Source organism: Pantoea coffeiphila, assembly GCF_016909495.1.
Lineage (GTDB): Bacteria > Pseudomonadota > Gammaproteobacteria > Enterobacterales > Enterobacteriaceae > Erwinia > Erwinia coffeiphila.
Genome location: NZ_JAFBFW010000005.1, coordinates 234,900 through 261,428 on the forward strand (window position 1 = coordinate 234,900; position 26,529 = coordinate 261,428).

General features: G+C 60.7%; 18 protein-coding genes and 1 pseudogene. 7 read left to right on the forward strand and 12 right to left on the reverse strand.

The window, feature by feature from the left end:
* Positions 1 to 38: 38 nt before the first annotated feature.
* The 6 genes and pseudogenes from JOE09_RS17390 to JOE09_RS17415 all read right to left on the reverse strand — a co-directional run bounded on the left by JOE09_RS17390 (position 39) and on the right by JOE09_RS17415 (position 4,957).
* Entirely contained in the window at positions 39 to 737 is a 699-nt protein-coding gene (locus JOE09_RS17390) for a DUF1989 domain-containing protein (RefSeq protein ID WP_205066627.1), read from the reverse strand.
* A pseudogene (locus JOE09_RS17395) lies at positions 697 to 1,936 on the reverse strand (M20 family metallo-hydrolase). Before JOE09_RS17395 ends, JOE09_RS17390 begins: the two are co-directional and overlap by 41 nt.
* Positions 1,937 to 1,982: 46 nt before the next feature.
* Positions 1,983 to 2,798, reverse strand: a complete 816-nt coding sequence (locus JOE09_RS17400) for an amino acid ABC transporter ATP-binding protein (protein WP_205066628.1) — start codon at positions 2,796 to 2,798, stop codon at positions 1,983 to 1,985.
* A 1-nt stretch (position 2,799) separates the two neighbouring features.
* A complete protein-coding gene (locus JOE09_RS17405; protein WP_105593057.1) occupies positions 2,800 to 3,438 on the reverse strand; it encodes an amino acid ABC transporter permease in 639 nt (212 codons plus the stop codon).
* A complete protein-coding gene (locus tag JOE09_RS17410) occupies positions 3,435 to 4,097 on the reverse strand; it encodes an amino acid ABC transporter permease (RefSeq protein WP_172606599.1) in 663 nt (220 codons plus the stop codon). Before JOE09_RS17410 ends, JOE09_RS17405 begins: the two co-directional genes overlap by 4 nt.
* Before the next feature lie 8 nt (positions 4,098 to 4,105).
* On the reverse strand, positions 4,106 to 4,957 hold the full coding sequence (locus JOE09_RS17415; RefSeq protein WP_239553152.1) for a transporter substrate-binding domain-containing protein: 852 nt from the start codon (positions 4,955 to 4,957) through the stop codon (positions 4,106 to 4,108).
* Between the two features lie 557 nt (positions 4,958 to 5,514).
* On the opposite strand from JOE09_RS17415, the gene JOE09_RS17420 reads away from it, so the two are divergent.
* Entirely contained in the window at positions 5,515 to 6,021 is a 507-nt protein-coding gene (locus JOE09_RS17420) for an RNA polymerase sigma factor (protein ID WP_105593060.1), read from the forward strand.
* 166 nt (positions 6,022 to 6,187) lie between these two features.
* Here the strand turns inward: JOE09_RS17420 and JOE09_RS17425 are convergent, their stop codons facing one another.
* Genes JOE09_RS17425 through exbB form a run of 3 tightly spaced genes read right to left on the reverse strand, consistent with a single transcriptional unit; the run spans position 6,188 to position 8,582 of the window.
* Positions 6,188 to 7,045 carry a TonB family protein gene (locus tag JOE09_RS17425; RefSeq protein ID WP_205066629.1) on the reverse strand — a complete coding sequence of 286 codons (858 nt, stop codon included), beginning with the start codon at positions 7,043 to 7,045 and terminating at the stop codon, positions 6,188 to 6,190.
* Positions 7,042 to 7,479, reverse strand: coding sequence for a TonB system transport protein ExbD (exbD, locus tag JOE09_RS17430; RefSeq protein ID WP_205066630.1), 438 nt, complete (start codon positions 7,477 to 7,479; stop codon positions 7,042 to 7,044). Before exbD ends, JOE09_RS17425 begins: the two co-directional genes overlap by 4 nt.
* A 2-nt stretch (positions 7,480 to 7,481) precedes the next feature.
* A complete protein-coding gene (gene exbB, locus JOE09_RS26380; RefSeq protein ID WP_338049368.1) occupies positions 7,482 to 8,582 on the reverse strand; it encodes a tonB-system energizer ExbB in 1,101 nt (366 codons plus the stop codon).
* Positions 8,583 to 8,973: 391 nt separating this feature from the next.
* Between exbB and JOE09_RS17440 the strand changes: the two genes are divergently transcribed.
* The gene (locus JOE09_RS17440) at positions 8,974 to 11,676 is read left to right on the forward strand and encodes a M16 family metallopeptidase (RefSeq protein WP_239553153.1); all 2,703 of its coding nucleotides are present in this window, start codon (positions 8,974 to 8,976) and stop codon (positions 11,674 to 11,676) included.
* Between the two features lie 50 nt (positions 11,677 to 11,726).
* On the forward strand, positions 11,727 to 12,980 hold the full coding sequence (locus JOE09_RS26320; protein ID WP_205066631.1) for a thioredoxin family protein: 1,254 nt from the start codon (positions 11,727 to 11,729) through the stop codon (positions 12,978 to 12,980).
* Between the two features lie 164 nt (positions 12,981 to 13,144).
* Here JOE09_RS26320 and JOE09_RS17450 read toward each other — a convergent pair whose 3' ends face one another.
* Together JOE09_RS17450 and JOE09_RS17455 are read right to left on the reverse strand one after the other, a co-directional pair.
* Positions 13,145 to 15,742, reverse strand: a complete 2,598-nt coding sequence (locus tag JOE09_RS17450; protein ID WP_205066632.1) for a TonB-dependent siderophore receptor — start codon at positions 15,740 to 15,742, stop codon at positions 13,145 to 13,147.
* Positions 15,743 to 15,833: 91 nt separating this feature from the next.
* Entirely contained in the window at positions 15,834 to 18,509 is a 2,676-nt protein-coding gene (locus tag JOE09_RS17455) for a M16 family metallopeptidase (RefSeq protein ID WP_205066633.1), read from the reverse strand.
* A 149-nt stretch (positions 18,510 to 18,658) separates the two neighbouring features.
* Here JOE09_RS17455 and JOE09_RS17460 point away from each other — a divergent pair, with 149 nt between their 5' ends.
* Together JOE09_RS17460 and JOE09_RS17465 are read left to right on the forward strand one after the other, a co-directional pair.
* Positions 18,659 to 20,431, forward strand: coding sequence for an ABC transporter ATP-binding protein/permease (locus JOE09_RS17460; RefSeq protein WP_205066634.1), 1,773 nt, complete (start codon positions 18,659 to 18,661; stop codon positions 20,429 to 20,431).
* Positions 20,432 to 20,460: 29 nt separating this feature from the next.
* Positions 20,461 to 22,212, forward strand: a complete 1,752-nt coding sequence (locus tag JOE09_RS17465) for an ABC transporter ATP-binding protein/permease (protein ID WP_205066635.1) — start codon at positions 20,461 to 20,463, stop codon at positions 22,210 to 22,212.
* Between the two features lie 31 nt (positions 22,213 to 22,243).
* Here JOE09_RS17465 and JOE09_RS17470 read toward each other — a convergent pair whose 3' ends face one another.
* Positions 22,244 to 23,221: a FecR family protein gene (locus JOE09_RS17470; RefSeq protein WP_205066636.1), complete on the reverse strand. Its 978-nt coding sequence runs from the start codon at positions 23,219 to 23,221 to the stop codon at positions 22,244 to 22,246.
* A gap of 371 nt (positions 23,222 to 23,592) precedes the next feature.
* Between JOE09_RS17470 and fhuD the strand changes: the two genes are divergently transcribed.
* Together fhuD and fhuB are read left to right on the forward strand one after the other, a co-directional pair.
* The gene (gene fhuD, locus JOE09_RS17475; RefSeq protein ID WP_205066637.1) at positions 23,593 to 24,486 is read left to right on the forward strand and encodes a Fe(3+)-hydroxamate ABC transporter substrate-binding protein FhuD; all 894 of its coding nucleotides are present in this window, start codon (positions 23,593 to 23,595) and stop codon (positions 24,484 to 24,486) included.
* Positions 24,483 to 26,423: a Fe(3+)-hydroxamate ABC transporter permease FhuB gene (gene fhuB, locus JOE09_RS17480; RefSeq protein WP_205066638.1), complete on the forward strand. Its 1,941-nt coding sequence runs from the start codon at positions 24,483 to 24,485 to the stop codon at positions 26,421 to 26,423. The genes fhuD and fhuB overlap by 4 nt, the downstream gene beginning before the upstream one ends.
* Positions 26,424 to 26,529: the final 106 nt, after the last annotated feature.

The following is a 26,529-nucleotide window of genomic DNA, read 5'->3' on the forward strand; positions in this document are numbered from 1 at the left end:
TGCGGCCGGGCACTGTTGCACTGGCCAGAAAAGGCCGGTTATTCGGTCACGCTAAAGTGCACTTCCTGCGGGTTCAGGCCGTTAATCGGCACGATATCCTGCGGGCAGGCGGACATAACCACGATGCAGTCCAGTTCGGCGCGGATCTCTACGTAATCACCGGATTTGCTGACCGTTGGCAGCCAGGAGATGGTGTAATCCGGGTTAACCGGCGTGTTCATCCACAGGTTCAGCGGCTGCGGCACTTCGCGCGCGCGCAGTCCGATGGCGTTCAGCGCCAGGCGCATGTTATCCGCACAGCTGTCATGATACTCGGTGATGCCCATATTGCTGTAACGATACAGATCGCAGGCGGCAATCATCGTGTCGTGCACGCCCGGCGAGGTATCGGTCAGCAGGGTGCCGATGGCGCGGCGCTGGTTAGTCACCAGCACGTCGCCCGGCTGCGGGATGATTTTATTGATAAAGGCGCGGGTATGCTCCATCGAAGAGAACTCGCTTAAATCCGCGCTGTTAAACAGCCAGGTATCGCACACCTGGCTGCCCGGGGTGTTGATGATGCGAATTACCTGCCCCTTGCTCAAGCGTGCCGCGCGGCCACAGCGTGCAGGGACGGTGTACAGTTCGCCGATAACCGGCGTGCCGTCTGCGGAGATCGGTTCGCCGATGGTGGCGTTGGTGCCCAGCGCGCTGCCGTTATCTTTGTCGCAGCAGGAAGGATAGGTATGGGTGCTCATGGGGTAACTCCTGTCGTTTGATTGGCCAGTTCTGTCAGGCAGCAGGCAAGTGCTTTTGCGCCCAGGTACAGATACTGAGGATCGGTGTATTCAGCCGGGTTATGGCTGATGCCTTTATGGCTGGGTACAAAAAACATGCTGGTCGGGCAGTGGCTGGCCAGGTGCATCGCATCGTGAAATGCCCCGGAGGTCAGCGTGGCCGTTTTAATCTTCAGCGCGTCGCTGCAGGCGAACTGCTGTGCCAGAAGCTGCGAATGAAACGCCACCGGCGGGTTATTGAATACGCAGGCCACCTGCACGTTATCGGCGGTAATCTGCTGCATCCAGCGGTCAAACTCGGCCAGCACCTCAGGGTCGGCATGGCGGAAATCGAGGGTAAAAGTCACCCGCCCGGCGATGGTGTTGATCGCGTTGGGTTCCACTTCCCAGCGGGCGAACGTCAGGCGCAGCTCGTCTTTCGGCAGCGCTTCTGCACGCTGCTCCAGCTGGCTGACGATACGGCGGGCGAGGGTCATCGCATCCTGGCGGTCGGCCATCGGCGTGGTGCCTGCGTGGGCTGCCTGTCCGAGGCAGGTCACCTGATACCAGCGTACGCCCTGAATGCCCTGCACCACGGCCAGCGGCAGTCCGGCCTGCTCCAGCACCGGTCCCTGCTCGATATGCAGTTCGATAAACGCGGCCATTGGCACGGCGCTGCGGTGCGGCAGTGCGGGAAAACGCTGATGACAGCGGGTCAGCGCCTCGGCCAGAGTTACGCCCTGCGCATCCTGATGGCTGAGGTAATCCGTCAGTCGTTCCGGCTGTACGAAAGCGCTGGAGCCCATCGCGCCGGGCGCAAAACGGCTGCCTTCTTCATTCATCCACACCGCGACTTCAATCGGGCGCAGCGTCTCAATCCCGGCTGCCGCCAGCGCGCTCAGGCACTCCATTCCGGCCATCACGCCGTAGCAGCCATCGAGGTTGCCGCCGCCGGGTTGAGTATCAATATGACTACCGGTGACCAACGGCGGCAGATCTTCGCGGCCCGCGCGGCGGATAAACAGGTTGGCGCAGGCATCGGTAAACACCTCGCAGCCGAGGGTACAGGCCCAGTCAATCAGCCAGGCTCTGGCATCCAGTTCAGCTTCCGACAGCGCCTGGCGGTCAACGCCGCCGTTCTCCAGCGCGCCGAAGCGGGCCAGCTGCGCCAGGCGGTCCATCAGCCGCTGCTGGCTGATGGCATTAGCGGCGCGCAGCGCGATAGCATCAGGCATGGGTGGCCTCCGCATCATCCAGCTGCAGCGGGCGCTTAAACCACGGCGCAAGAAACGATTTCAGGCGTTCGGTCTGCGGCTGGCGGAACAGCGTGGCGGGCGCGCCGCTCTCAATGACCGAGCCGTCGGCCATAAACACCACGCGGGAGGAAATTTTGGCGGCGAACGACATCTCGTGCGTCACCATCACCATCGTCATGCCGTTGTTCGCCAGTGCTTTAATCACATCCAGCACTTCTTCCACGCGTTCCGGGTCCAGCGCTGAGGTGGGTTCATCCAGCAGTAGCAGCTCCGGCTCCAGCGCCAGCGCGCGGGCAATACCCACCCGCTGCTGCTGGCCGCCGGAAAGGCGTGCCGGGCGTGCCTGCGCTTTCTCCAGCATGCCGACCTGCGCCAGCGCCGCCGTCGCTTTTTTGCGGGCGTCATCGCGCGACATCTTCTTGCCCAGCACCAGCGGCGCGCAGACGTTCTCCAGCACCGTCAGATGCGGCCACAGATTGAACTGCTGAAACACCATCGCCAGCGGGCGGCGCACGTCGGCAATCAGCCCGGCGCCGTCGCGATGTTTCAGTTCCCGGCCGGTGCCGCTGTAGCCCAGCAGCTGGCCTTTAATCAGGATTTCGCCTTCATCGTAGGCTTCCAGAAAATTCATGCAGCGCAGCGCGGTAGTCTTGCCCGAGCCGGAAGGGCCGATCAGGGTGACGATCTCCCCGGCATTGACGGCCAGATTGATGCCCGCCAGTACCCGGTTGCTGCCAAACGATTTGCCGACGTTGCGTAATTCTAAAATCGGTCCGTTATTCATCATCTTATCCCTCTGTTGCCTGACGGCCGAGCAGCCGCACGCCCACGCTGACACCCTGCGCCAGCAGCCAGTAGCTGAGGATCAGCAGGGTGTAAGGCACGATGTAGGTATAGGTACTGGCGACGATCTGCCCGGTGGTCATGGTCAGCTCCGGTACGGTAATAATCGAAGCCACTGCGCTCTCTTTAATGGTCAGAATGAACTGGTTACCCAGCAGCGGCAGGCTGAACCGCAGCGCCTGCGGGGCCTGGATATGCCAGAAGCTCTGCCAGGCGGAAATATCGTGAACCTGCGCCGCCTCGAGCTGGCCACGGCCAATGCTCTGCCAGGCAGTACGGAAGATCTCGCCGAAGTAGGCCGAGCTGTAGATCGCCAGTGAAATCACCGTGGCTTCGACGGCGCTCAGCGTGATGCCCACGGCGGGCAGGCCGAAGTAGAACACCGCCAGCTGCGCCAGATACGGCGTACCGCGTATCAGCCAGACGTACGCGCGCCACGGCCAGAACAGCCAGCGGCTGAGGCTGCCGACCGCCTGCAGGATAAACCCGCCGCAGGCACCGATCAGTGCGGCGCTCAGGCTGATCGCCAGCGTCACACCGAGCGCGCGGGCGAAGTCCGGCAGATAAAGGATGAAATCGTTCATCGGTTCTCCCTGTTCCAGCGCCGTTCAACATAGCTCCCCAGCAGCGCCAGCAGGCTGGTCAGCACCAGGTAGGAGAGGGCGATAGCGATATACACTTCTAACGGGCGGTAGGTGGCGGAGGCCAGCTGCTGTCCTACCCGCATCAGGTCGGTAATCGCAATCACCGACACCACCGCCGACGCCTTAATAACGTCGATCAGCTCGGATATCAGCGACGGCAGCGTCAGCCGCAGCACCTGCGGGATCTGGATATGCCACAGCGTCTGGCGCGGGCTGAGCCCGCAGATCGCCGCGGCTTCCAGCTGCCCCGGTGGAATGGCATCAAAGCCGCTGCGCAAAATCTGCGACTGGTAGGCGGCGGTATTGAACGTCAGGGCCAGCACCGCTGCCATATAGCCCGGCAGCGAGAGTCCCAGCTCGCCGGGCAGGTAGAAGCAGAGTAAAACCTGCGCCAGCACCGGCGTGCCGCGAAACAGACTGATATAGAGACGGGCGAAAGCTCTGCCGACCGGTGAACGGCCGTTTTCCATCAGATAAATCACCACGCCGACGGCAAAACCGGCCACGATCGCCACGATGCACAGCGAGGCCGTGGTCACCGCGCCGTTAAACAACATCGGCAGCCACGAGGTCAGCAGCGGAAGAAATTCGCCCATCATCACTCCTCTTACAGCGCCGGTGCCGGCATTTTGTCCGCCGGAATATCCATCACGAAGCCAAACCACTTCTGCTGTAGCGCTTTCATGGTGCCGTCACGGTTCGCTTCACTGATGCCGTCGCTGAACAGTTTCACCATGCTGGCGCTGTCGGAATCTTTGCGGCCAACCCAGCCAAAGTAGGTGGTCGGGCCTAACATGGGTTTCAGCGTGGTAAAGATCCCCGGACGGGCTTTGATCAGCGGGCCAAGGTTCGCCAGCGACTGGGCAACGCCGTCCAGGCGCTTGTTCGCCAGATCGGCATAGGCCTCATCGAACGACACGTACTGTTTGATCTCTTTGATCCCCGGCTTGCCGCTGGCCTTCAGCTTTTCATTGAACTCCTGCAGTACCTGCAGCTGGCCCGATCCGGCCTGCGAACCGACGATTTTGCCGCTGAGATCGTCCAGCGTGGCAATCGATCCGTCGTTGTCACGCTTAAGCAGCGCAACGGTGGATTCGGCAATCGGCACGGTGAAAGCGAAGTGATCCATACGCTGCTTGTTGACGGTAACCGCGGTGATCACGAAGTCGAATTTTTTGGCATCAAGGCCGGGAAGGATGCCCTGGAAAGGCAGATCCAATTGTTTAACCGCCACGCCCGGCAGGCTTTTCTGCAGGATGTGGTTCATCAGATCCACGTCGTAGCCGACGATCTTGCCATTCTCGACCGACTCAAACGGCGCATAGCGCGCCTCGGTGGCGATGGTGATGGCCTTGTCGGCTTTAATGCGATCCAGCAGATCGGCGCTGTGTGCCGCCGCAGAAAAGAGGCCAGAACACAGCATGGCCCAGCAGAGAGAACGTGTTGTTTTGAGTTTCATGATGACCGCCCCGGTGAAAGTGGTGTGAAGTGTATTCAAGTAACTTGAATGTAATGACATAAGCATGAAGCGTGCCAGGCGGGTCGGCGTGATGAAAATGGCGAGAAACAGGGCAATAAGGCGCTATATTTAAACGGAAATTTCTCAAAGCGGTGCTGGCGGTGATAACGGGCACTTCACCGCGCCAGCAGGAAAGCTGCCGGTACCGCTGCACATAAAAAGTGCAGGAGCGGCAGTTTTGTGTGCAAATGATGTGCAAAATTCATTGCCAATAATTATCCCATTCAGCCGATGCGCGTCTGGCGGGTGGGGTTATCAGCATAACCCTGCGCCGAAACAGCAAGGTATTGGCGTTCTGACCGGCACGCTGGTTGACTTACATGAATATGCCGGGATGAACGATGGCGAAACGGTGTATGTTTTCTTGGGTTAAAATTCCACAAACCGTTACTCATTCTCAGATAATCAATATATGGAAATATTATTAGTGTGACGGGGTGAATTCTTTTATATTAACTTTAATATTGAAATATTCTTGCCCGTCTGGAGTTATAACCATGCTAGCAACTCATGACATTGTCGATGTCTTTGTTGACCTCCATCCGACATTACAGCGGATTGTCACCTATCGCACCGGTTCACGGCAGGTTGCTCAGGATCTGACGCAGGATATTTATTTTCGCATTCTTAATCTGGCTAATCAGTTTCCCACTCACGACGATGCGCGAAATTATCTGATCCGCATCGCCATGAATGCCTCAACGGACTATGTCCGCACCGAACAGCGCCGCAGTCAGCTGCTTAAAGGCACCTTTGAGCTGTTTGAAAACTACATGCCTACTCCGGAAGAAAATCTGCATTACAAGCAGAAAATCAAAGAGATAGATGAGGCTCTTTCTTCACTTCCTGAGAAGTCTCGTGAAATCCTCTACATGAGCCGCGTTGAAGGCATGACCCACGCGCAGATAGCGGAAAAGCTTGGCGTGTCCCGCAGCCTGGTAGAAAAATATGCGGTAAAAGCGGTGCTGCACTGCCGGGAAGTTTTGCTGAAGAACCAGTCATAATTTAAAATAGATTATCATTCCCTTCTTTATTTATTCTCTGCCGACTTTATTCCTCCCGGTAAAAATGAAATCTTTTCACTTTTTTAATTCATTTAATTTTATACGGACGTAAATAATCGCCACCGCCGCATAACGACGATGACGATAGTTTTATGTTATGCCTCAGCTAAACATTACGAATAGCAAATGAAACCGGCACGACTAATTCCATTCTGTCCGATTGAGTAAACGCGCTGGCTGGCGGTTTGGGCAGCGGTGATGCGCGCTCAAGCAGCTGCAGCGATTCACGATCCAGCGTGGCATAACCTTTACTTTTCTCAATGGCGGTTTCCAGCACGTTGCCGTCACGGTCGATGGTGAAGCGTACCATCACCGTATCCTGCTGTTTCATTCGCAGCGCATAGCCGGGATAGCGTTTTTCACGCTGGAGCTGGGCGAGGATCAGCGACTGCCAGCTCTGCTTCGCCGAGGCGGCCTGATTACTGGCGGCTCCGACCTGCGGTGCCTGATTCTGCCGCGAAAGTTGTTCGCTGCTGTTGCTGCGCATTGAATCCGGGGTGGTGACCGGGGCTGGTTTTTTCACCTCCACCTTTTTCGGTAGCGGTTTCACCTCGCGCGGCTTAACGGTTCGCTGCGGCCTGGACGGCTTTGGCTCCGCTTTCGGCTGCGGTTTGCTGTCGTGGACTACCGCTTTAACCTCGGCATTTTTCACCTCTTTCTCCGCTGCGTCCAGTTTGGCAGGAGGAGGTGGCGGTGCCGATTCGTCGGGCTGGCTGGCCTGCTGCGCCACGCTTTCCTGGCTGGAGATCTGCGACGTGGTTGGCATCACCGCCATGGTTATCACCATCGGGGCCGCCGCCGGGCTGGGCATCACCATCGGCGCCGCCGCCGGTTTCCACAGCAGGTACATCAGCACCAGCAGATGGGCGGTGACCGCCAGCAGAGGACCGGTTGACCACAGCAGCTTCTCGCCGCGCGGTTTCGCGGGCGGCGGCAGGGCGTTATCAAGAATAAAGCTGGTCATGGCTTGGTCCCCGCTGCCTCACCGGGCAGGCCAATCAGCGCCACTTTGGTATAGCCGCCGTCGCGCAGCAGATCCATAAAGGTCATCAGCCGGGCGTAGTCGATATCTTTGTCTGCCCGCAGGAAAATCCGTGCGTCCTTGTCGCCGTGGGTGCCGCTATCCAGCTCGGCGATAAAACGCGCCCGGCTGACCGACTTATCGCCGATATACAGCCGGTTATCGCTCTTCAGGCTGACGGTAATCGGTTCCGGCGCGGGCGTTGGCTGGCTGGAGGTGGTAGACGGCAGGTCCAGCGGAATATTGGCGGTGGAGAGCGGTGCCGCCACCATAAAGATGATCAACAACACCAGCATCACGTCGATAAACGGCGTTACGTTGATCTCGGCCAGCGCGTTCAAATCGTCGCCGTCAGCGGGTTGAGAGGAAAAGGCCATCGCTATGCTGCGCTCGTCAAAAGAGGGTGGGCGTTCTGTTCCAGCGCATCCAGATCGTGGCTGAGCAGGCACAGGGTCAGGGTCATCGATTCGGCCAGCAGCAGGCGATAGCCGGTAATCAGTCGGCCGATCACGTTGTAGAGGATCACCGCCGGAATGGCGACGACCAGCCCCAGCGCAGTGGCGAACAGCGCCTCGGCTATGCCCGGTGCCACCACGCTGAGGTTGGTGGTCTGCGACTGCGCGATGGAGATAAAGCTGTGCATGATGCCCCACACCGTGCCGAACAGACCGATAAACGGCGCAACGGCGCTGGTGGTGGCAAGGATGCTGGCTCCCCGGGTAGCCCGGCGCGCTTCAGCCGCTTCAACGCGCTGGATGCGGGCGACAACCCGGTCGCGCAGCGCCTGTAGCGCCTGAGCTGAGAGGCGGCTATCGGCACGATCCAGTTCAGTCAGTGCCACCTGACGCATCTGTTCGCAGCTTTGCGCCGAGAGTTCGCCGCACTGGTGCAGCGAGCGTTTACCGGCCAGCAGCGCGAGGTTTTTTCTCAGGCGGCGACCGCGTACCAGCAGCTCCAGGGTTTTGCCGGACCAGATGCTCCAGCTGAGTACGGAAGCAAAAATCAGGATCAGGATCACCGCTTTCACTATCTGGTCGGCGTGGTGATAGAGGGCGAGCGGTGAAAAGTCGGTCAGCACCGGCGGCTTAGCGGCTGCGGTAACGACAGTTTGTGGCGTGCCTGAGGTGGGTGCAGCCCCGGGGGACTGTGCCACATCGCTGGATGTAGAAGGATTCTGCGACTGAGCTGAAATCTGAGACGGTACGCGCTCCGTATTCCCCGGCCGGTTCTGGCTTTGTGCCTGCACCTCAGTTCGATCGGCCGCCTGCACAACAGCCTGTGGTTGAGCCTGGCCGGTAGCAGGAACCGCCGTTTGTACCGTAACCCGATCGCTGGCGGAAACCGTATCGACCGGCGTGGCCGGTGTTTCGGCCTGCACGGTCGTCGAGGCTGCGAAAGCTAACAGCAGCGCCAGGCCGACGCCGACGCGGATTTTTGCCGCACCCGACGCGTCGTCAGATTTTTCAGAATTGGTATGCACGCTCACTCACTCCTCACCACACTGGCAGAAATCATTCGGGAAGCCGCAGGTCAGCAGAGAGCACAGCGGCGATATGATGAAAACGACCCTGCCCGCCGTTTTCATCACTCGCCGCGGAAAAATAACGCGATATTTTTAATGTCGCATGATTTGTGGTGTTTTTTTCTACATGAATCGTAATGGTTAGATAATTGTGCTGATTAGATCCGTCTTCAGCGTCAACGTCTTTATATCCTGTTGATTAACCGGCGGCAGAAAATATTTTTCACCGTTGCTGCGAATAATCCCTCGTTCAGTCGTTTCTCTCTCGCCCGGCCCCTGAGCCGGTCTTTCCTGAATGCCGCCCGGCGGCGTTCTGATATGTCATGGCACAGCCGAGAGAGGATTGATTTTGACTACGCAGTTCACGCCACAACCCGCATCGGATAAGCGCGAGCCTCTGGCCGATATCGCTTTTCCCACCGGCACCTTCACGCTGGATAACGGACTGACGGTTATCGTGGCTGAAAACCGCGACGTGCCGCTGGTGTCGTATCAGCTGATCTACCAGGTCGGTTCTAAAGATGAACCCGCAGGGATGACCGGGTTCGCCCATTTGTTCGAGCATCTGATGTTCGAAGGCAGCGAGCATGCGCCCGGCTCGTTTCTGGAACATATGACCCGCGCCGGGGCCACCAACCTCAACGCCTATACCAGCACCGATCGCACCACCTATCACGCCACGCTGCCGACCGGGTCGCTCGACTATGCGCTGTTTATGGAGTCGGACCGCATGGGGCATTTCTGCGACAGCATCAGCCAGTCGTCGCTGGATCAGCAGCGGCGGGTGGTGCTCAATGAGAAACTGGAAACCGAAAGTGGCCCGTACGGCAAGCTCTACGAGTTTAAATCGCGGGGCTGCTTCCCCGCTGAACACCCGTATGCGCATACCGTTATCGGTGAAAAGGCGGATCTGGTCTCCGCCACGCTGGGCGACGTGCAGCGCTGGTTCCGCAAATACTACACGCCGTCCAATGCGGTACTGGCGCTGTGTGGGGATATTGATCTCGCTACCGCGCGGGAGAAGGTCAGCCACTGGTTTGGCGATATCCCACCCGGCCAGCCGCTGACCCGGCCCGACAGCTGGATCGCGGATATCACCCCGCAGCGCCGCGATCGCTATCAGGCGAACGTCGCCAGTGGCACGCTGCTGCTGGTGTGGAATATTCCCCCGGCGGGCAGCCCGGATGCCACGCTGCTGTCACTGGCGGCGGATTATCTGGCCTCCGGCCTGTCGTCGGTGCTGGTAAAAAACCTGGTGTACGCCAGGAAAATCGCCAGCAGCGTGCAGGCCGAAGTCGCCGACGGTGCGCTGTGCAGCCAGTTTATTCTCAGCGCCACCGTCGCCGAGGGGCAGTCGCTGGCCGCGCTGGAGCAGAGCCTGTTGGATGAGCTGCACGCTTTCCTTGCGCAGCCCTGCGATGGCCCGCGCCTGCGCGAGGTGAAAAACGATGCGCTTAACCTGTTCCGCGACAGCTATAAAACGTCGGCGCAGATTGCCGCGCTGCTCTCTGTCAGCCGGGTCACCCTGGGCCACGCCGATGCTTTTCGCCAGCAGCTCAGCCAGCTGGATGAAGCATCGCCTGACGATCTGCATCAGGCCGCGCAGCGCTGGCTGAGCCGCCCGCACTACACGCTGGAAATTGACCCCTTCAGGGCCAGAACCGATGAGTCGGCCACCGCCGCGCCGCGCACGACACCGCCAGTAATTCAGCCTCCGGTGCCGCTGGTGCTGCCGCAGGCGCAGCATGCCCGGCTGGATAACGGCATCCGGCTGGTGCTGCTGGAGCGCCACGGCCAGAACGATATTTACCTCGACCTGCTGCTGCCTGCGGTTGCGCTGCCGCATCCCGGCCAGCATCAGTTGCTGAGCGAACTGCTTAACCAGGCCGGAGCCGGTGAACGCGATGCCTTTGCCTTCAGTCAGGCCTGTCGCGATCTGGGCTGCCGCATGGGGCTGCGCAGGCGGCTGCGTCATCTTTCCCTGCTGCTCGCCTGCCGCAGTCCGCAGCTGCCCGCTTCGCTGGCGCTGCTCAGCGATCGCCTGGCAAACAGCGTGCTGCTGGAGGCCGATTTTGAGCGCCAGCGCGCTATCCAGCTTGATGCGCTGACCGAACAGCAGCAGGTGGCCAGCGCGCTGGTCGAGCGCGTTCTGCCGGGCCTGATCTATCCCGCAGGCCATCCCTGCCGGGTGCCGGGCGGGCCGGAAGGGACGTTTGCCGGGCTGGCGCAGACCACCTTCGACGCGCTGACGGCGGCGGTGCCGCAGCTGCTGAATATTCAGGATGCCACGCTGATTGTCACCGGCGACACCACGCTGGCACAGCTGCTGCCGCTGCTGAATGCGTCCTTGGGGCGGCTGGCCGGGCTACCGCGGGATGCTGTTGTTGTGCCGCAGGCCGAACAGCCGCCGCGGCCGCGCATCTGGCTGCTGGATATTCCCGGCGCGGAGCAAACCGCCATTGCGGCGGCTTCGCTGCTGCCGGGCGTCAGCGGCACCGATGAAGCCGGATTCGAGCTGCTGAACGCGGTCTTCGCCAGCGGCTTTACCTCCCGCATTAACCTCAACCTGCGGGAAGACAAAAACTGGACCTACGGCGCGAAAGGGCGGCTGATTAACGATTTTCAGCAGCGGGCGCACTACGTACTGACTGAAGTGCAGGCCGACCGCACCGGCGATGCGATCCGCGAGATCCTGGCGGAATACCGGGCGCTAATCGCTGACCGTCCGGTGACGTCGGACGAGCTGGAAGAAGTGCGCCGCACCAGCCTGCTCGGCTTCAGCAGCAGTGCCGAAAGCCTGCCCGGACTCAACAACATGATCTCCTGGCTGGCACGCAGTGAGCAGCCCGATGATTTCTGGCAAAGCCACCAGCAGCGCATCGCTGACATCACCCTGGAACAGATTAACGACCTGGCGCAGCAGCTGTTTTCCCCCGAGCGGCTGACGTGGGTGGTCGCCGGGGATATCAGCCTGTTCCGGGACGAACTGGCCGCGCTGTTCCCGGCTGGATTGCAGTTTATCAACGACGGCGGCGATGCCCTGTATGACTGAACAAAGCCGCTTCATTACACCTAATCTTGTTCCAACATCATGGAGTTACTATGTCTGACCTTATTACTAACCTGACGGACAGTACGCTGGACGACGCCCTGAACCATGCTTCCCAGCCGGTGCTGCTGGATCTGTGGGCACCCTGGTGCGGCCCCTGCCTGGCTATCGCCCCGCTGCTGGAGAAAGTGGCGGCGGCAACCGAAGGGCAGCTGACGGTGGCCAAGCTGGATGTGGAACAGTATGAACATCTGCTGCCGCGCTTCCGCGTACGCGGCATTCCGACGCTGCTGCTGTTCCGCAACGGCAGCGAAGTGGCGCGCAAAGTGGGCGTCGATTCCCTGTCCGATCTCAACGGCTGGCTGCGATCGCAGGGGATCGCCATTGAATCCGAGGGGGAAGTGGTGGTGCCGGAGGTGCAGCCGTGGTCGTCGTTCTACGGCGATGATGCGCTGCGGGCGTTCCTGACAAACCGCCTGAAAGTGACCGCGCTGGCGGCTGAGATCTCGCACTATGCCTTCCCGCGCCCGCAGGATCTGTTGACCGCGCCTTACGTGCTGGCCGGGCAGGAATCACTGGACGTTTTCGAGCGCGTTACCGGTCTGCCGCCCGCGCTGGCGCTGTGGCTAGAGGTGCTCGACTTCGTCACCCCGCAGCAGATCGACGAGCTGATCGCCGTACTGGCGAGCGGTAAAGCCTACGGCGATGCCCCGCTGCACCTGCTGGCGCAGTGGCTGGAAGATGCTGATGTTCGCTGGGCAAGCGTGCTGTCCGCGCCGCTCAACGCGCTGCGTTTGCGCTGGCTGGCTTTGACCCACAGCTATCTTAACGGCCAGCAGACGCCGCGCCAGGCGTGGCTGGCGATTCAGCAGGAGGCCAGCGCGCATCACGATAGCTGCCAGAGCGGGCAGGATCTGGAGCAGCATCTTTGTTCGCTGCTGTTTATCCTCTCTCCGCCGTCGGCGCTCAACGATACGCAGGCATCGAGTACCATTCAGCATCACTGGTATCAGATCCAGTTCCACCTGGGGCAGATTAGCGCGGGATGGAGCAGCGAGGAGCTGGCGCTGGCCGATCGGCGCTGGGCATGGATCGAGCCGCAGCTGGCGGCAATCCCGGAAGAGGAATCAGAAGGGGCATTAGAGTCACTGCACCTGAAGTGGCGGCAGCAGTCACCCGAGTTTGCCGACTACGTGCAGAAGGAAGCGCTGTATCACGAGGATTTTGCCGCGGGAGAACCGCAGCGTACCCAGCTGTTCAGAGAACGGTTCCTGCTGTTGCTGAAGCAGGCGCCGGACGCCGCATAATCCCCTGAAGTAAAAAGCCTGCCCGCGGGCCTGATGCCATGGTTTTAAGTGACCGGCATCAGTCCCGGGGCAGGTTTTTTTTCGTGCTGAATTCGGCGCATAAAAAACCCCGAACGATCATTCGGGGTGCAGCAACAGGCGATAATGGCCAACGGACCAGCCGGTCAGTCAAAGGTGCCGCTAATTGACAGCACAAAATTACGCGGATCGCCGTACCAGTAGCCGCCGAAAGTGCCGCCGACGGTAGAGTAGTAGGTTTTATCAAACAGGTTATTGCCCAGCAGGGCAACGCTCCAGTTGCGGTTAATGGCGTAGCCGATTCTGGCGGAATACACCGCATAGAACGCGGTGTTGGCGTTGTAGTTGCGGATCGTATCGGTTTTCTCGTCGTACAAGGTGCCGAGCTGTTTGGTTTTACTCTGCGCCTGCACGCCAACGCCAAAGCTGAACTTGCTTAAGGTCTCCCCGGCATCGTTAAACTGGAAGTCGTTCCACCATTTGATGGTGTGCTTTGGGGTAAACGTCGTAATGCTGTCGTTAAGGCCGTCCGGCGATGAAGACGATTTATTAAAGTTGTAAGTATAGCCCAGTGAGGTCTGCCACCACGGCTGCACGCTGCCGGTGATCTCCAGATCCACGCCCTTGCTGATATCCGCTTCCGGCGCGTTGCGGTAATAGCCCTGGCGGCCGCCGCCCAGATCGACGGAGTTTCCGCCAATCAGCTGCCCCTGATTCACCAGGCGGATTTGATACAGCGACAGCGACGCGTTCAGCATACCGCCCGGCTGGGCGTACTTGAGTCCGGTTTCCAGATTGCTGCCGGTTTCCGGATCGATCTGCTGACCGGAGGGCGAGATCATATTGCTCTGCGGAATAAAGATTTTGGTATAGCTGCCGTACCAGCTCAGATCGTCGTTGATATCGTAGCTGACCGAGTAGTAGGGGCTTTCCCACTTGCGGGTAAATTCGCTGGTGTCGCTCTGGTCGTTGGCGGTACTGGTGTGGGTATTGCTTTTATAGGCGTTCAGGCGTAGTCCTAAGCCAAAGTGCAGCGGCTTCCACGGCGTGAGCACCAGCTGCGAATACATCCCCCAGTTGATCGAGGAACCGCTACTCAGATAGGCGTAATAACCTGACGGGATGGACGGTGCCGGTACCGAAGTATCCCAGTTCCAGGGGTCCATTGAGGGACCGGTGTTGCCGAACCAGCCGCCGGTATTGCTTTCAGCATCCGGCGAGGTCATCCAGTAACTCTGTTTGGAATAATTAGCGCCCAGGGTCAGCTTCTGCGGCAGGCCGAAGACATCAAATTCACCGGCCAGCGTGGAGTCAAAAGAGAACTGTTTGTTGTTGCTGTTACCGCCGTCAGCGGTAATCGGATCGGCTGAGAACAGACCGGTATCCGGCATGATGCTCCCGGCGACGTTAGAATAAATCGTGCTGTTGCGCTGATACAGCCCGCTGTAGTTCAAATTGAAGTTCCAGCGGTCGCCAATTTTTTGATCCAGCTTGGCGAAAACTTCACGCGTGTCGGAGTCGGCTTTTTCCCACGGAAACACCCACGCCGTTTTACGGCTGAAGTGCGGGTCGTTGCCGTCCGAGTAAAGTGCCAGACCGTTAGACAGCGGCACGCCGCGAATGCGCTGGTAGCTGCCGCCGAAGGTTAGCAGGGTTGAGTCGGTGAGATCGGCCTCCAGCATGCCGTAGGCCACGGTTTTTTCATCTTTTGCGGTACGGTAAAAATGGTGGCTGTCCTTGCGGGTCAGCACGGCGCGCGCGCGCAGCGTACCGGCATCATTCAGCGGTGAGCTGAGGTCCAGCGAGTTCTGGTAGTTATCCCAGCTGCCCGCCGAGCCGTCGTACTTTAGCTGAAAGTGATCGAGCGGGCGCTTGCGCACCAGGTTGACGGTGCCGCCCGGTCCGGTGGTGCTGAAGCCGTTAAACAGATCGTCGGCACCGCGCAGGATCTCCACGTGATCGTACATCGACATATCAAAAGAGGGTGAAAAGCGTTTATTGAAGTTGGTGCCGCCGCTGATATCGATCGGCGATCCGCCGTCGATGCTGGCGCGGGTGATCTGAAAGCCGCGTGAGTAAAACGCCTGCTCGCGGGAGTTGTTGCCCTGCTGAACGGTGATGCCGGTGGCCTTTTGCATCGCATCGTTCAGGGTGCGAATACCCTGCTGCTGCATGGTTTCACTGGTGATCACGCTGACCGACTGCGGCGTGTCCTTGACGCTGGTGGCCCCCTTCGATCCGACGGTGAGCATGCTGCCGTTCAGGCTGCCGGAGCCCTCGGTGGCGGTGATATCGGTACTGCCGTTGACGCCGCCGATCGCGGTGGCCTGGTCCAGCGCGCCGTCCACCTGCACCGCGCCCAAAACCTCGGTGCCGTCGGTAGAGGCCACCGTGTTGCTGTAGATCTGGATGGTATTGGTGCTGACGTATTTAAAGCCCAGCGAGGTGCCCGACAGCAGCGTGCGCAGCGCGTCATCCGCCGGGTAGCTGCCGCTGACCCCGGCGCTGGAAAGCCCGCTGGTCAGTTCGCTGGGTGCAATCAGCTGCAGCCCGCTTTGCTGACCAAAGGCCAGCAGTGCCCCGGCCAGCGAGCCGCCGCCGGGGATGCTGAAGTTATGCCGCAGTGCCTGGGTAGCGCTGTCTCCGGCGGGGGCTGCCTGCTGTGCCAGCGCGGAGGTGCCGCCCGCCAGGTTCCCGCCCAGCACCGCCAGCATCAGCCAGGAGTGGTAGTGTTTCGATGCCATAAAGTGTGATTCCAGTCATGAGTTAGTGTTATCTCTGAGTGAACGAATCAGCGGCGAAAACATCGCAACGAAAAACCGGCGGTAAAAAAATTTATTTATACAGATCCTCCGGCTGAGGCGGGAAATGCCCGGCGGGCAGCGACAGAATGGCCGACAGTTCGTCGGCAATCGCGCTCACGGAGCCTTCAATCAGCCATTTTCCATACCCTGGTGCGATCGTCTGGCGTAACAGGGGATCGATCCGGTCCACGCTCATGTCGGCCAGTGCGCCCAGCAGCCGCTGGCGGTAATCCTCCGGCAGCCCTTCGCGCAGCAGCGACTCCTGCTGGCACAGCGCCTCGAAGTCATTGCCCACCGGACGGCCCAGCCGCAGCTGCTCGATCTGGATCAGCCCGGCCAGTTCCTGCGCGGTCAGCGGGCGGTCGCCCAGCAGGGCATCGCATTCGCGGCGAATGGCGCGCACCGCCGCCAGAGTGCTCCCGGCGGCCACGCTCAGTTCAAAACCCAGCAGGCGGCTGCCCGGCAGCGACTGCATCAGCGGCGTGACGTTATAGGTCAGGCGATCCACCTCGCGCAGGGCGAAGTTAATGCGCGAGGCAAAGCTGGCGGCCAGCAGCGGATGGATCAGCTGCACGGCGGCATCGTGCGACGATCCGCTGCCCGGCAGCACAAACCACGCCTTCAGCGTGCTCACCGCCGATGCGGGGTTATCGATCAGCAGCAGTGCGCCCGCGCTATCGGCCGGGGGGATTGCCGGTTTCTCCGGGGCCGACACCGCGCCGGGCTGCCACTGCGCCAGGCTGTTTTCCAGCAGCGCGATGAGCTGTTCAACGGGGAGCGAACTGCGCAGCAGCAGGGTGGCATTGTGCGGCTGATAGTGCCGCTGATAAAACGCACTCGCCGCCTCGGGCGTCAGCTGCGCCAGTCCGTCAGGGGTGCCCTGAATAAACGCCGGGCGCTTCAGCGGGTGCTGCGGCGGGAAGCTAATCGCCGGTAAGGCCCATGCCGTGTTGTCGAGATCGTTGAGTACCTGGCGGTAATGCTCGCGGTGCGCCTCCACGCTTTCCGTCGAGGTCGGGTCACGGTGCAGCACCGCGCTCAGGTGATGGAAAACCTGTGCGGCATTCGGCTCCGGCATCTGCATTCTCAGCGCGATGCTGGTTGCGCCAACGTCCAGCGCGATGCCCGCGTCCTGCGACCACAGCCACTGTTCCAGGGTAATACCGTCGTTTTCACCACCTGCGACCAGCCCGGCAACCAGTTGCGCCAGGCCGTCGTGCTGCGGGGGATCGAACTGCGATCCGGCGTTGACGATCAGGCTGGCGCTGAGCAATCCCGGCTGCATTGCCGGAACCACAACGATCTTCAGGCCGTTTGACAAGATCCGCCGTTCGGCAACCGGCGCTGGGGCCAGCGGCGCGACGGTAATCGGCGGTGGGGTCAGAGCGGGGGCGGGATCGCGGCGGGCGGCCACGGTAGTAATCGGATCGACGGTGACCACCAGCCTCCCCTGATGCAGCCAGCGCTGCGCCGCCGCAACCACGGTTTCAGCGGGCATGTTCAGCGCCTGAACCACCCGCTGGCGCAGACCTTCGGCGCGCTGCGGCGAGAGTTCGTGGCGGCCCAGCGCGGCGGCCAGCGTCAGGGGATCGGCCCACTCGGATCGCGCATTTTCCAGCAGCTGCTGCTGGCTGTGCTGAAGCAGGTCGGGGTTCAGCGGGCTGGTGCGCATCTCGTCCAGCGCCGCCAGGGTGTGGCGCTCCACCTCGTCCGCGCTGACGCCCGGCTGCAGTTCGATGCGCAGATTGAAATAGCTTGCCAGCATGCCGGATTCCACGAAGGCCGAAATCTCGGTGGCAAACTGATTATCCACCATCAGCCGCACCACCAGCGGCGACCAGGCGGTATCGGCCAGCACCCCGGCAAACAGCTCCAGCGCGGTGGCATCCTCCTCCCCGAACGCTGGGATTGTCCAGCAGATGCGCAGCAGCCGGTTGTCGATGTGGTCCTGTAGCCGCAGGCGTTTTTCGTGCGCCAGCGCAGGCAGCCAGCGCTGCACGGTTTCCCGTGCTGTGCCCGGTACGATGTTGCCAAACCAGTGCTGCACTTTTACCCGCGCGGCGTCAGTGGTGACCGCCCCCGCGAGGGTAATCACCGCATTGTCAGGCCGGTAAAAATGCTGACTCCACGCCTGCACATCGGCATAGCTGACCTGCTGTAAATCGGCACGTTCACCGGCCACTTTATGGGCATACGGATGCTCCGCCGGAAACAGATGGCGCAGGATCGCTCCCTGCACCGCGCCCAGCGGCTGCAGCTCGTTCTCTTCCATTTCACGAGTGACCACATCGCGCTGCACTTCCAGCGCTTGCGGCGACAGTCCACCTGCCAGCCAGCCCATCCGGTCCGCTTCAGCAAACAGCGTATAGTCCAGCGATCCCGGTGGTACCGACTGGAAAAACTGGGTGATATCGGCGCTGGTTACGCCGTTCAGCCCTTCGGCTCCGGCGCGCTCCAGGTGGCTGATATAGCTGCCCGGCAGGGCGGCGCTGCCGGAAAACATCAGGTGCTCCATCAGATGCGCCAGGCCAAAGCGACCGACGGGCTCATCCTTCGCGCCAACGCCGTAGGCCACGTGGACCGCCACTGTGGGTGAATCTGCGTTTTCAAGCACCAGCAGGGTCAGGCCGTTATCAAGGATAACGCGCTGGAAAGGGATCTCGGGCAGCGCGGCCGCGAGATTTGGGGTGGTGGTGACGTCGTTCATGCAGGCTCCAGAAACAGGGGATATATCGGGAAAGTTCGATGCAGACAGAACGAGTCAGGCCGCATTTTTCCACAATTTTCCCGTACGTTTGTGGATTAACGGCGGCTTGATCGTTCTCTGGATATCTGGAAACCCTGTGGATATTTGCCATGTCAGTTGATGAACAACCTGCTGCCACCCGCAGCTATAAACTGAACGCGCTGTTTTTTCGTCGGCTCTGGACGCTGAGCGCTCCCTACTGGTGCCGTCGCGAGGCCTGGAAGGCGTGGTCGATTATGGCGATGCTGCTCTCCTCCGCCGCCGCCTTCAGCCTGGTCGGCGGCTATATCTCGAATCTGGTGGCGGACTCCACCAATGCGCTGGTGGCCAAACAGAGCATCTACTGGCGGATTATGATCTGGATGACCTTCGTGGGCCTGATGCAGACCCTGGCGCTGCAGGTCACCAGCTGGTTCAGTGCCTGGCTGCTGCTGGACTGGCGTAAATGGATGACGAACCATCTGCTCAACGCCTATATGCACAACCGCACCTACTATGAAATTGAGAAAGACGGCTTTATCGATAACCCGGACCAGCGGTTACAGGAGGAAGTGCCGTCGGTGTGCCAGACGGTGATCGGTGTCCCGCAGTTTATTCTCAGCTCGCTGATGACCATTGCGGTGCAGGCCAGCATTATTGTGCAGGTTTCGCCGGGCATGTTCTGGGCGGTGGTGATCTATGCCGGAGTGAACACGCTGGTCTCCATGTGGCTCTATAACCCGACGATCCGGCAGAGCTGGGATTTGACCGTGGCCCAGGCGCGTATGCGTACCGGGCTGATGCACCTGCGTGATAACGCGGAAACCATCGCCTTCTATCGTGGTGAAAACAGCGAAAGAAAGGGGCTGCACCAGCGGCTGCGCGATGTGGCAAGAGTCAAAATGACGATGATTTTTTACGGCATCCGCATGAGCGTGGTGAATCAGGTGATGGGCCTGATCTTCAGCCTGCTGCCGATCTTTTTTGTCGTGCCGCTCTACTTCAGCGGCAAGGTGGCCTACGGCTCGATCGATCAGGTCGGGGCGGCGGCGGCGATGGTGCTCTCCGGCCTGTCGGTGATCTCTAACTTTATTCCCACCATGACCAGCACCATGCCGAGCGTGGTGAGACTGTCCGAGATTCAGGAAAAATTCAATCAGCTCAACGATCCCCGACGGGTGCAGGAGGCGGCACGCATCCGCCATCGCGAAGGGGAGATCGTGGTGCTGGAACAGGTGGATGTCGCCACGCCCGGTGGCGAACAGCAGCTGGTGCGCAACCTTTCCCTGCGCGTGGAAGAAGGCCAGCACACGCTGATCGCCGGCCAGACCGGTGTGGGTAAAAGCTCGCTGCTGCGGGCGATTGCCGGGCTGTGGCGGCGCGGTGAAGGCGAGATACAGCTGCCGCCGTATCAGCAGCTGATGTTTATTCCGCAGAAGCCCTACATGATCCTCACCGATTTACGCTCCCAGCTGCTGTACCCGGAACCGGCGGAAAGCGCGGAGGATGTGCGGATACAGCAGGCGTTTGTTCGCCTCGGCAGGCCGGATTTCCTGGCAAAGCAGGGCGGGCTGGACTGCATTAAGGACTGGCGCAAGGTGCTGTCATTGGGCGAGCAGCAGCTGGTGGCGTTTGCCCGCATTTTGCTGCGCCAGCCGCGCTATGTGTTTCTGGATGAGGCCACCAGCGCGATGGATGTGGAAACCGAACGCCAGGCCTATCGCGCACTCGGCGAGGCGAATATCACCTGCATCAGCGTCGGGCATCGCGAAACGCTGCTGCAGTTTCATCCGCAGAAGCTGCACCTGCTGGCTCACGGCGAGTGGCGGCTGACGCAGCATCGCGAAGAGGCCTCGCCGGATGCCGATTCCGATTCATTTCATCTTCAGGCCCGGGCGGTCTGATTTTCTTAATTTTTCGCAGGGTATGACTGATGGCCGTGATGTTATCGGAACTGAAAAACGATCAAAACCGGCACCGGTTAAATCGCCTGTTCTTTCGCCGCGTGTGGCAGCTGGCCGCACCTTACTGGACCCGTAAAGGGGCATGGAAATCCTGGCTGACGGTGGGCATTCTCTGCCTGATGATGGGCGGCTTCAGCCTGGCGGGGGCGAAATTCACCCAGCTGACCGCCGATGTCACCAACGCGCTGGTGGATAAGCGCACCGATCTCTACTGGGAGCTGTTTACCTGGCTGACGGTGCTCGGCGTGCTGCGCTTCGGTGCAGATCTGGTGCAGCAGCTGATCGATTCGATGCTGGCGATGCACTGGTGGCGCTGGCTGACCGAATACATTATGGATAACTACCTCTACCGCCACGCCTACTACCATATTTTGCAGGATGAGAAGATCGACAACCCCGATCAGCGCATTCAGCAGGAGGTAGAACCATTCTGCGGTACGGTGGGCGCGTTCCCTCGCCAGTTCCTCGGCTCGCTGATGGATATGGGCGTACAGACCACCATTATGATGAGCATCTCTACCCCGATGTTCTTCGGGGTGATCGGTTTTGCGCTGTTCCAGGCGGTGGCGATGTATTACATCAACCGGCCCACCATTAAACAAAACTTCGACGTCACCGTGGCCGAAGCGGATTTGCGCTACGGGCTGACCCACGTGCGCAACAATGCGGAGAATATTGCGTTTTACCGCGGCGAGTCGGTAGAAGTCGGCCATATCGGCACCCGGCTGCTCAACGCCACCCGCAAACAGATGCGGGCAAACGTCTACGGTATTTATATGCAGTTGATGAACGAGGGTGTGGGCCAGGTGTGGAACTATCTGCCGCTGATTATCCTCGTGCCGGTCTATTTCCGTGGCGATATCAGTTACGGCAGCATCGCACAGGCCACCGCTTCGGCTACCATGTTGTTGAATAGCCTGTCGGTGTTGACCACCTATATCCCAATGCTCAGCCAGACCGTACCGAACGTGGTGCGACTGGCGGAGATCCACGAAACCTTCCTTAAGCTGCAGGAAAATCAGGTCGATGAAAAAAATCATCTGGTGATGAAGCCCGGTAAAACCATTGCGCTGAGCAACGTCAGCCTGAAAACGCCCGGCGGCGAGCAGTCGCTGGTGCAAAACCTTAATCTTGAGCTGCCGGAAGACAGCCGCCTGATCATCGTTGGCCGCACCGGGGTGGGGAAAAGCTCGCTGCTGCGCGCCATCGGCGGGCTGTGGCAGACCGGGCAGGGCAGTGTGACGCTGCCGCAGGAGGAAGGGGGCTGCCTGTTCCTGCCCCAGCGCCCCTATACCTTTGAAGGCGATCTGCGTAGCCAGATCTGTTATCCCGCGGCGCAGTCGCCGGTCAGCGATGAGACGCTGGCGGCGCTGCTGGATAAAGTGTGCCTCGGCGATCTGCTGGCGCGCCACGGTCCGCTGGACCGGGTGGCCGACTGGCCGCGCGTTTTGTCGCTGGGCGAGCAGCAGCGCATTGCCTTCGCCCGTATGCTGCTGATTAAGCCGCGCTATCTGTTCCTGGATGAAGCCACCAGCGCCGTCGATTTGCAGACCGAAGCGGCGCTGTATCAACTGCTGGAAGACGTGGGAACGGCGTGGATCAGCGTCGGGCACCGGCCAAGCGTGATGCGCTTTCATCGGCAGGCGCTGCGGCTGCATGAGGGAGGAAGCTGGGAGCTGCTGACCATGGCACAGCTGAACGAACTGGCGGACGGCGACTGACTGTGGGGCGCTAAGGCGGTGGCCTTAGCGCTTATTTGCGCTCGCGCAGCCAGACTACCGGACCGACCCGGCTGATGTTCACCGGCAGCGACTGCTGCAGGCCGTCGTACCAGTCGTCGAGATGGTTGATGTCGATAATGGCGTTGAGCTTAACCGCCGCCAGACGCTCGCTGTTAAACACGATCACCCGCTTATCGTAGCGCTTCAGGGTGGCGAGAATGGTCCCCAGCGGTTGCTCCTCGAAGACCAGCTGCCCCTGATGCCAGGAGAGCACCTGGCCGGCATTGACCGAAGTGATTTTCGCGCTGTCCTGCCCGCCGTGCAGCTCCGCCTGCTGGTTCGCGTTCAGCTGCATATCGGGATGATCCCTGCGGCTCAGTTCGACCCTGCCGCGCTCCACGGTGACCACCATACCGTCGCCATCACGCTGCACGCCAAAGGCGGTGCCCAGCACTTTGACTTCGCCAACGCCCGCATCAACGATAAACGGCTGTACCGGGTTATGCACCACGTCGAAGAAGGCTTCACCGCGCGCCAGCCGCACGAAGCGCTGCCCGGAATTCACCCGCACATCCGCCGCGCTGTCGGCATCCAGCCACATGCGGCTGCCGTCATCCAGCGCCAGCATGCGCTGCTCCCCGCTGGAGGTATAGTGATCGTACTGCCAGCGCGACAGCCAGTTTTGGGTCATGATTGCCGAGAACAGCAGCAGCCCCGCGGTGGGCAGCATAATCTGCCAGCGCCACAAGCGGCGGCGCGCCTGCTCGTGCGGAGAGATACCGCTCAGGGCATCCGGCTGATAGTAGTTTTCCAGCGACATCCCCATGCTGACCCACAGACCACGCGCATCCGCCAGCGCGGCTTCATGGCGGCTGTCGGCGCTGCGCCAGCGCTCAAAAGCCGCCAGCTCATCGCTGGTGATATCACCCGAGGTCAATCGCACCAGCCAGGTTACGGCCTGCGTATTGATTTCCGTCGTGTGCTCTGTGTTGTCCCCGGTCACTGGCATCGATCAGCGCCGGTCCGCATCAGGTTGGGTGGACATCCGGTAACTCCCTTTGGCAGACAGGTAAAATGTATGATTACAGTATGTTATGCGAAATCCGGCATCCTTCCGGTAAACCCTTATCGTAGCATAATTCAGCCCGTATCCGCGCAGGCGTGCCGGGGACGATAGCAGCCCCGGTTCTCCGCGAACGGCATAATTCAATGAAGAAACGAACGACGGAGGGATTTTCATCAATCAATATGAAAAATTTTTCATCAAAGGCGCGATGACCGGCATCGGCGATCGTTTATCGGATCAACGCCCGGCTTTTTTGGCGCTGACCGACGGCTCAGGCATAATGCGACTCATTCGTAAATTGATGCCTTAACGTTATGACCTTAACCTCTGAACAGCATACCCGCCGTCGCCTGTTGATGCTGCTGGCGTGTTCGCCGCTTTTTGTCACGCCGGGACTCCTGGCTGCGCCTGCCGATCCCCACCGGGTTATTGCCCTGGAATGGCGGCCGGTGGAGCTGCTGCTGGCGCTGGGGATTATGCCGCTGGCGGTTGCCGATCTGCCTAACTATCGCCGCTGGGTGGTGGAGCCGGTTCTCGCCCCTGATGTCATTGACGTTGGGCTGCGCAACGAGCCCAATCTTGAGCTGCTGCAGCGCCTCAAGCCGTCGCTGATGCTGCTATCGCGCGGTTTTGGCCCAAACGCCAAACGCATCAGCACGCTTTCCCCGCAGTGGACCAGCCAGTTCAGCACCGCAGAGCGCGGGCCGCTGGCCAGCACCGTGGCCGATATTCATACGCTCGGCAGCCTGCTGGGCAGAGACGCCGAGGCCGATCGCTATCTGGCCGCCATGGATCGGCGGCTGAATACCAGCGCAGAGCGGCTACAGGGCTACCGGCAGGAAAAGCTGCTGATGTTCAGCTTCCTCGACAGCCGCCGGGTGATGGTATTCGGCAAGGGCAGCCTGTTCGGCGATATTCTGAGCCGTCTGGGGCTGAACAGCGCCTGGCAGGGGGAAACCAACCAGTGGGGCAGTACCATCGTCGGGATTGAACGCCTGGCGAAGATGGAGGGCGTGCGGGCGCTCTGCTTCCTGCACGGCGATGATGATCCGATGCGCGAGATCGCCCATGCCCGGTTGTGGCGCAGTATTCCGTTTGTGCGTGAAGAGAAACTGCATCTGCTGCCAGCGGTGTGGTTCTTCGGCGCTAACTTTTCCGCGCTGCGTTTCTGTCAGCTGCTGGAACAGACGCTGGAGGCCAGGGTATGAGCCGCGGGTTATGGCTGGTTTTACCGGTATTAGCGCTGGCGCTGATGGCAGGAAATTTTATGCATCAGCTGGATTTTCAGCTGTGGTGGCAGGCGATTACTGCACCCGATGAAAGCGACGTCAGCCAGATGCTGTTTCACTTCAGCCTGCTGCCCCGCACGGTACTGGCACTGTTGGTCGGTGCCGGGCTGGGCGTGGCGGGTATCCTGTTTCAGCAGATCCTGCGTAACCCGCTGGCCGAACCGTCAACGCTTGGCGTCGCCGCCGGTGCTCAGCTCGGCCTGACGCTGGCGATCCTGTTTGCGCCTGCATGGGGAGAGACGGGCCAGCAGCTGGCGGCGCTGGCCGGAGGCTTATCCGCCGGGGCGGTGGTGCTGGCTATCGCCTGGGGGCGGCAGCTCTCGCCGGTCACGCTGATCCTTGCCGGGCTGGTGTTCGGTCTTTACAGCGGGGCGATAAAAAGCCTGCTGGCGTTGTTTAACCACGAACGGCTACAAAACCTGTTTATCTGGAGCAGCGGCATGCTGAACCAGTATGACTGGAGCGCGGTGCAGTTTCTCTGGCCGCGTATGCTGGCGGCCATGGTATTGATTGTGCTGATGATCCGCCCGCTGACGCTGCTGGGGCTGGACGACAGCGTGGTGCGCAACCTGGGCATGCGGCTGGCGCTGGTGCGCATCAGCGGACTGCTGCTGGCCGTGGCGCTGAGCGCGCTGACCGTTGCCAGCGTGGGGGTGATTGGCTTTATCGGCCTGTTCGCGCCGGTGCTGACCCGGCTGCTGGGCGTGCGGCGGCTCGGCCCCCGGCTGTTCTGCTCCGCAGCGCTGGGGGCGGGCCTGCTGCTGATTAGCGATCAGGCGGTGATGCTGCTGGCCCACCACTGGCGCGAGCTGCCAACGGGCGCGGTGACCGCGCTGATCGGTGCGCCGCTGATGCTGTGGATGCTGCCGCGCCTGCGTCATACCAAGGTGGCGAACTCCGCTGCCCCGGTCACCGAACGTGCACGCGGAGCCTCGCGTTATCTCCCGCTGCTGGTGGCGGGCGGACTGCTGCTGCTGATCGCCGCCGCGCTGTTCAGCGGTGACGGTGGGCAGTGGCTCATTTCCGACCTCTCATTGCTCCAGTGGCGCTGGCCGCGCGTACTGGCTGCGGCGGCGGCGGGGGCGATGCTGGCGGCGTCCGGCATGCTGATACAGCGGATGACCGGTAACCCGATGGCCAGCCCGGAAGTGCTGGGGGTCAGCTCCGGCGCGGCCTGTGCCATTGTGCTGCTGATGTTCCTCGTCTCCGGTGATGTGGATAGCTGGCTGCTGCCTGCCGGAACGGCGGGGGCGATGCTGACGCTGGGGGTCATGGTGATGCTCTCCCGCCGGGAAGGGTTTTCCGCCACCCGGCTGCTGCTGGTGGGGATTGCACTGAGTACCATTTACGGCACGCTGCTGACCCTGTTCCTCGCCAGCGGCGATCCGCGCAGCGGCGTGGTGCTGAGCTGGCTGGCAGGTTCAACTTATCGGGTAACCGGTGAGCAGGCGCTGGGCGTATCGCTGCTGGCCGTGCTGCTGCTGGCGCTGATCCCGCTGCTGCGCCGCTGGCTGACGGTGCTGCCGCTGGGCGGCGTGACGGCATCCAGCGTTGGCGTGCCGATGCTCAAGTCCCGGCTGTTGATCCTGCTGCTGTCGGCCGGACTGATCGCCGCCGCCACGCTGATGATTGGCCCGCTGAGTTTTGTTGGTTTAATGGCTCCACATCTGGCGCGCCTGCTGGGCTGGCACCGGCCGCTACCGCAACTGGCCGCGGCGGCTACCATCGGCAGCAGTATGATGCTGCTGGCGGATCTGCTGGGCAGGGTGGTGATTTTTCCCTATCAAATTCCGGCGGGTTTGCTGGCAACCTTTATCGGTGCCCCCTGCTTTATCTGGTTGTTGCGCCGGCGATAATTCCTTCCTGCTGCAATCCCTCTCCTTAACCGGAGAGGGCAATCCTGTTTCGCAGCGCGAATTTTTAGCTTGATCTGGAAAGAATGAGTCGGATAATCGCAAGCTC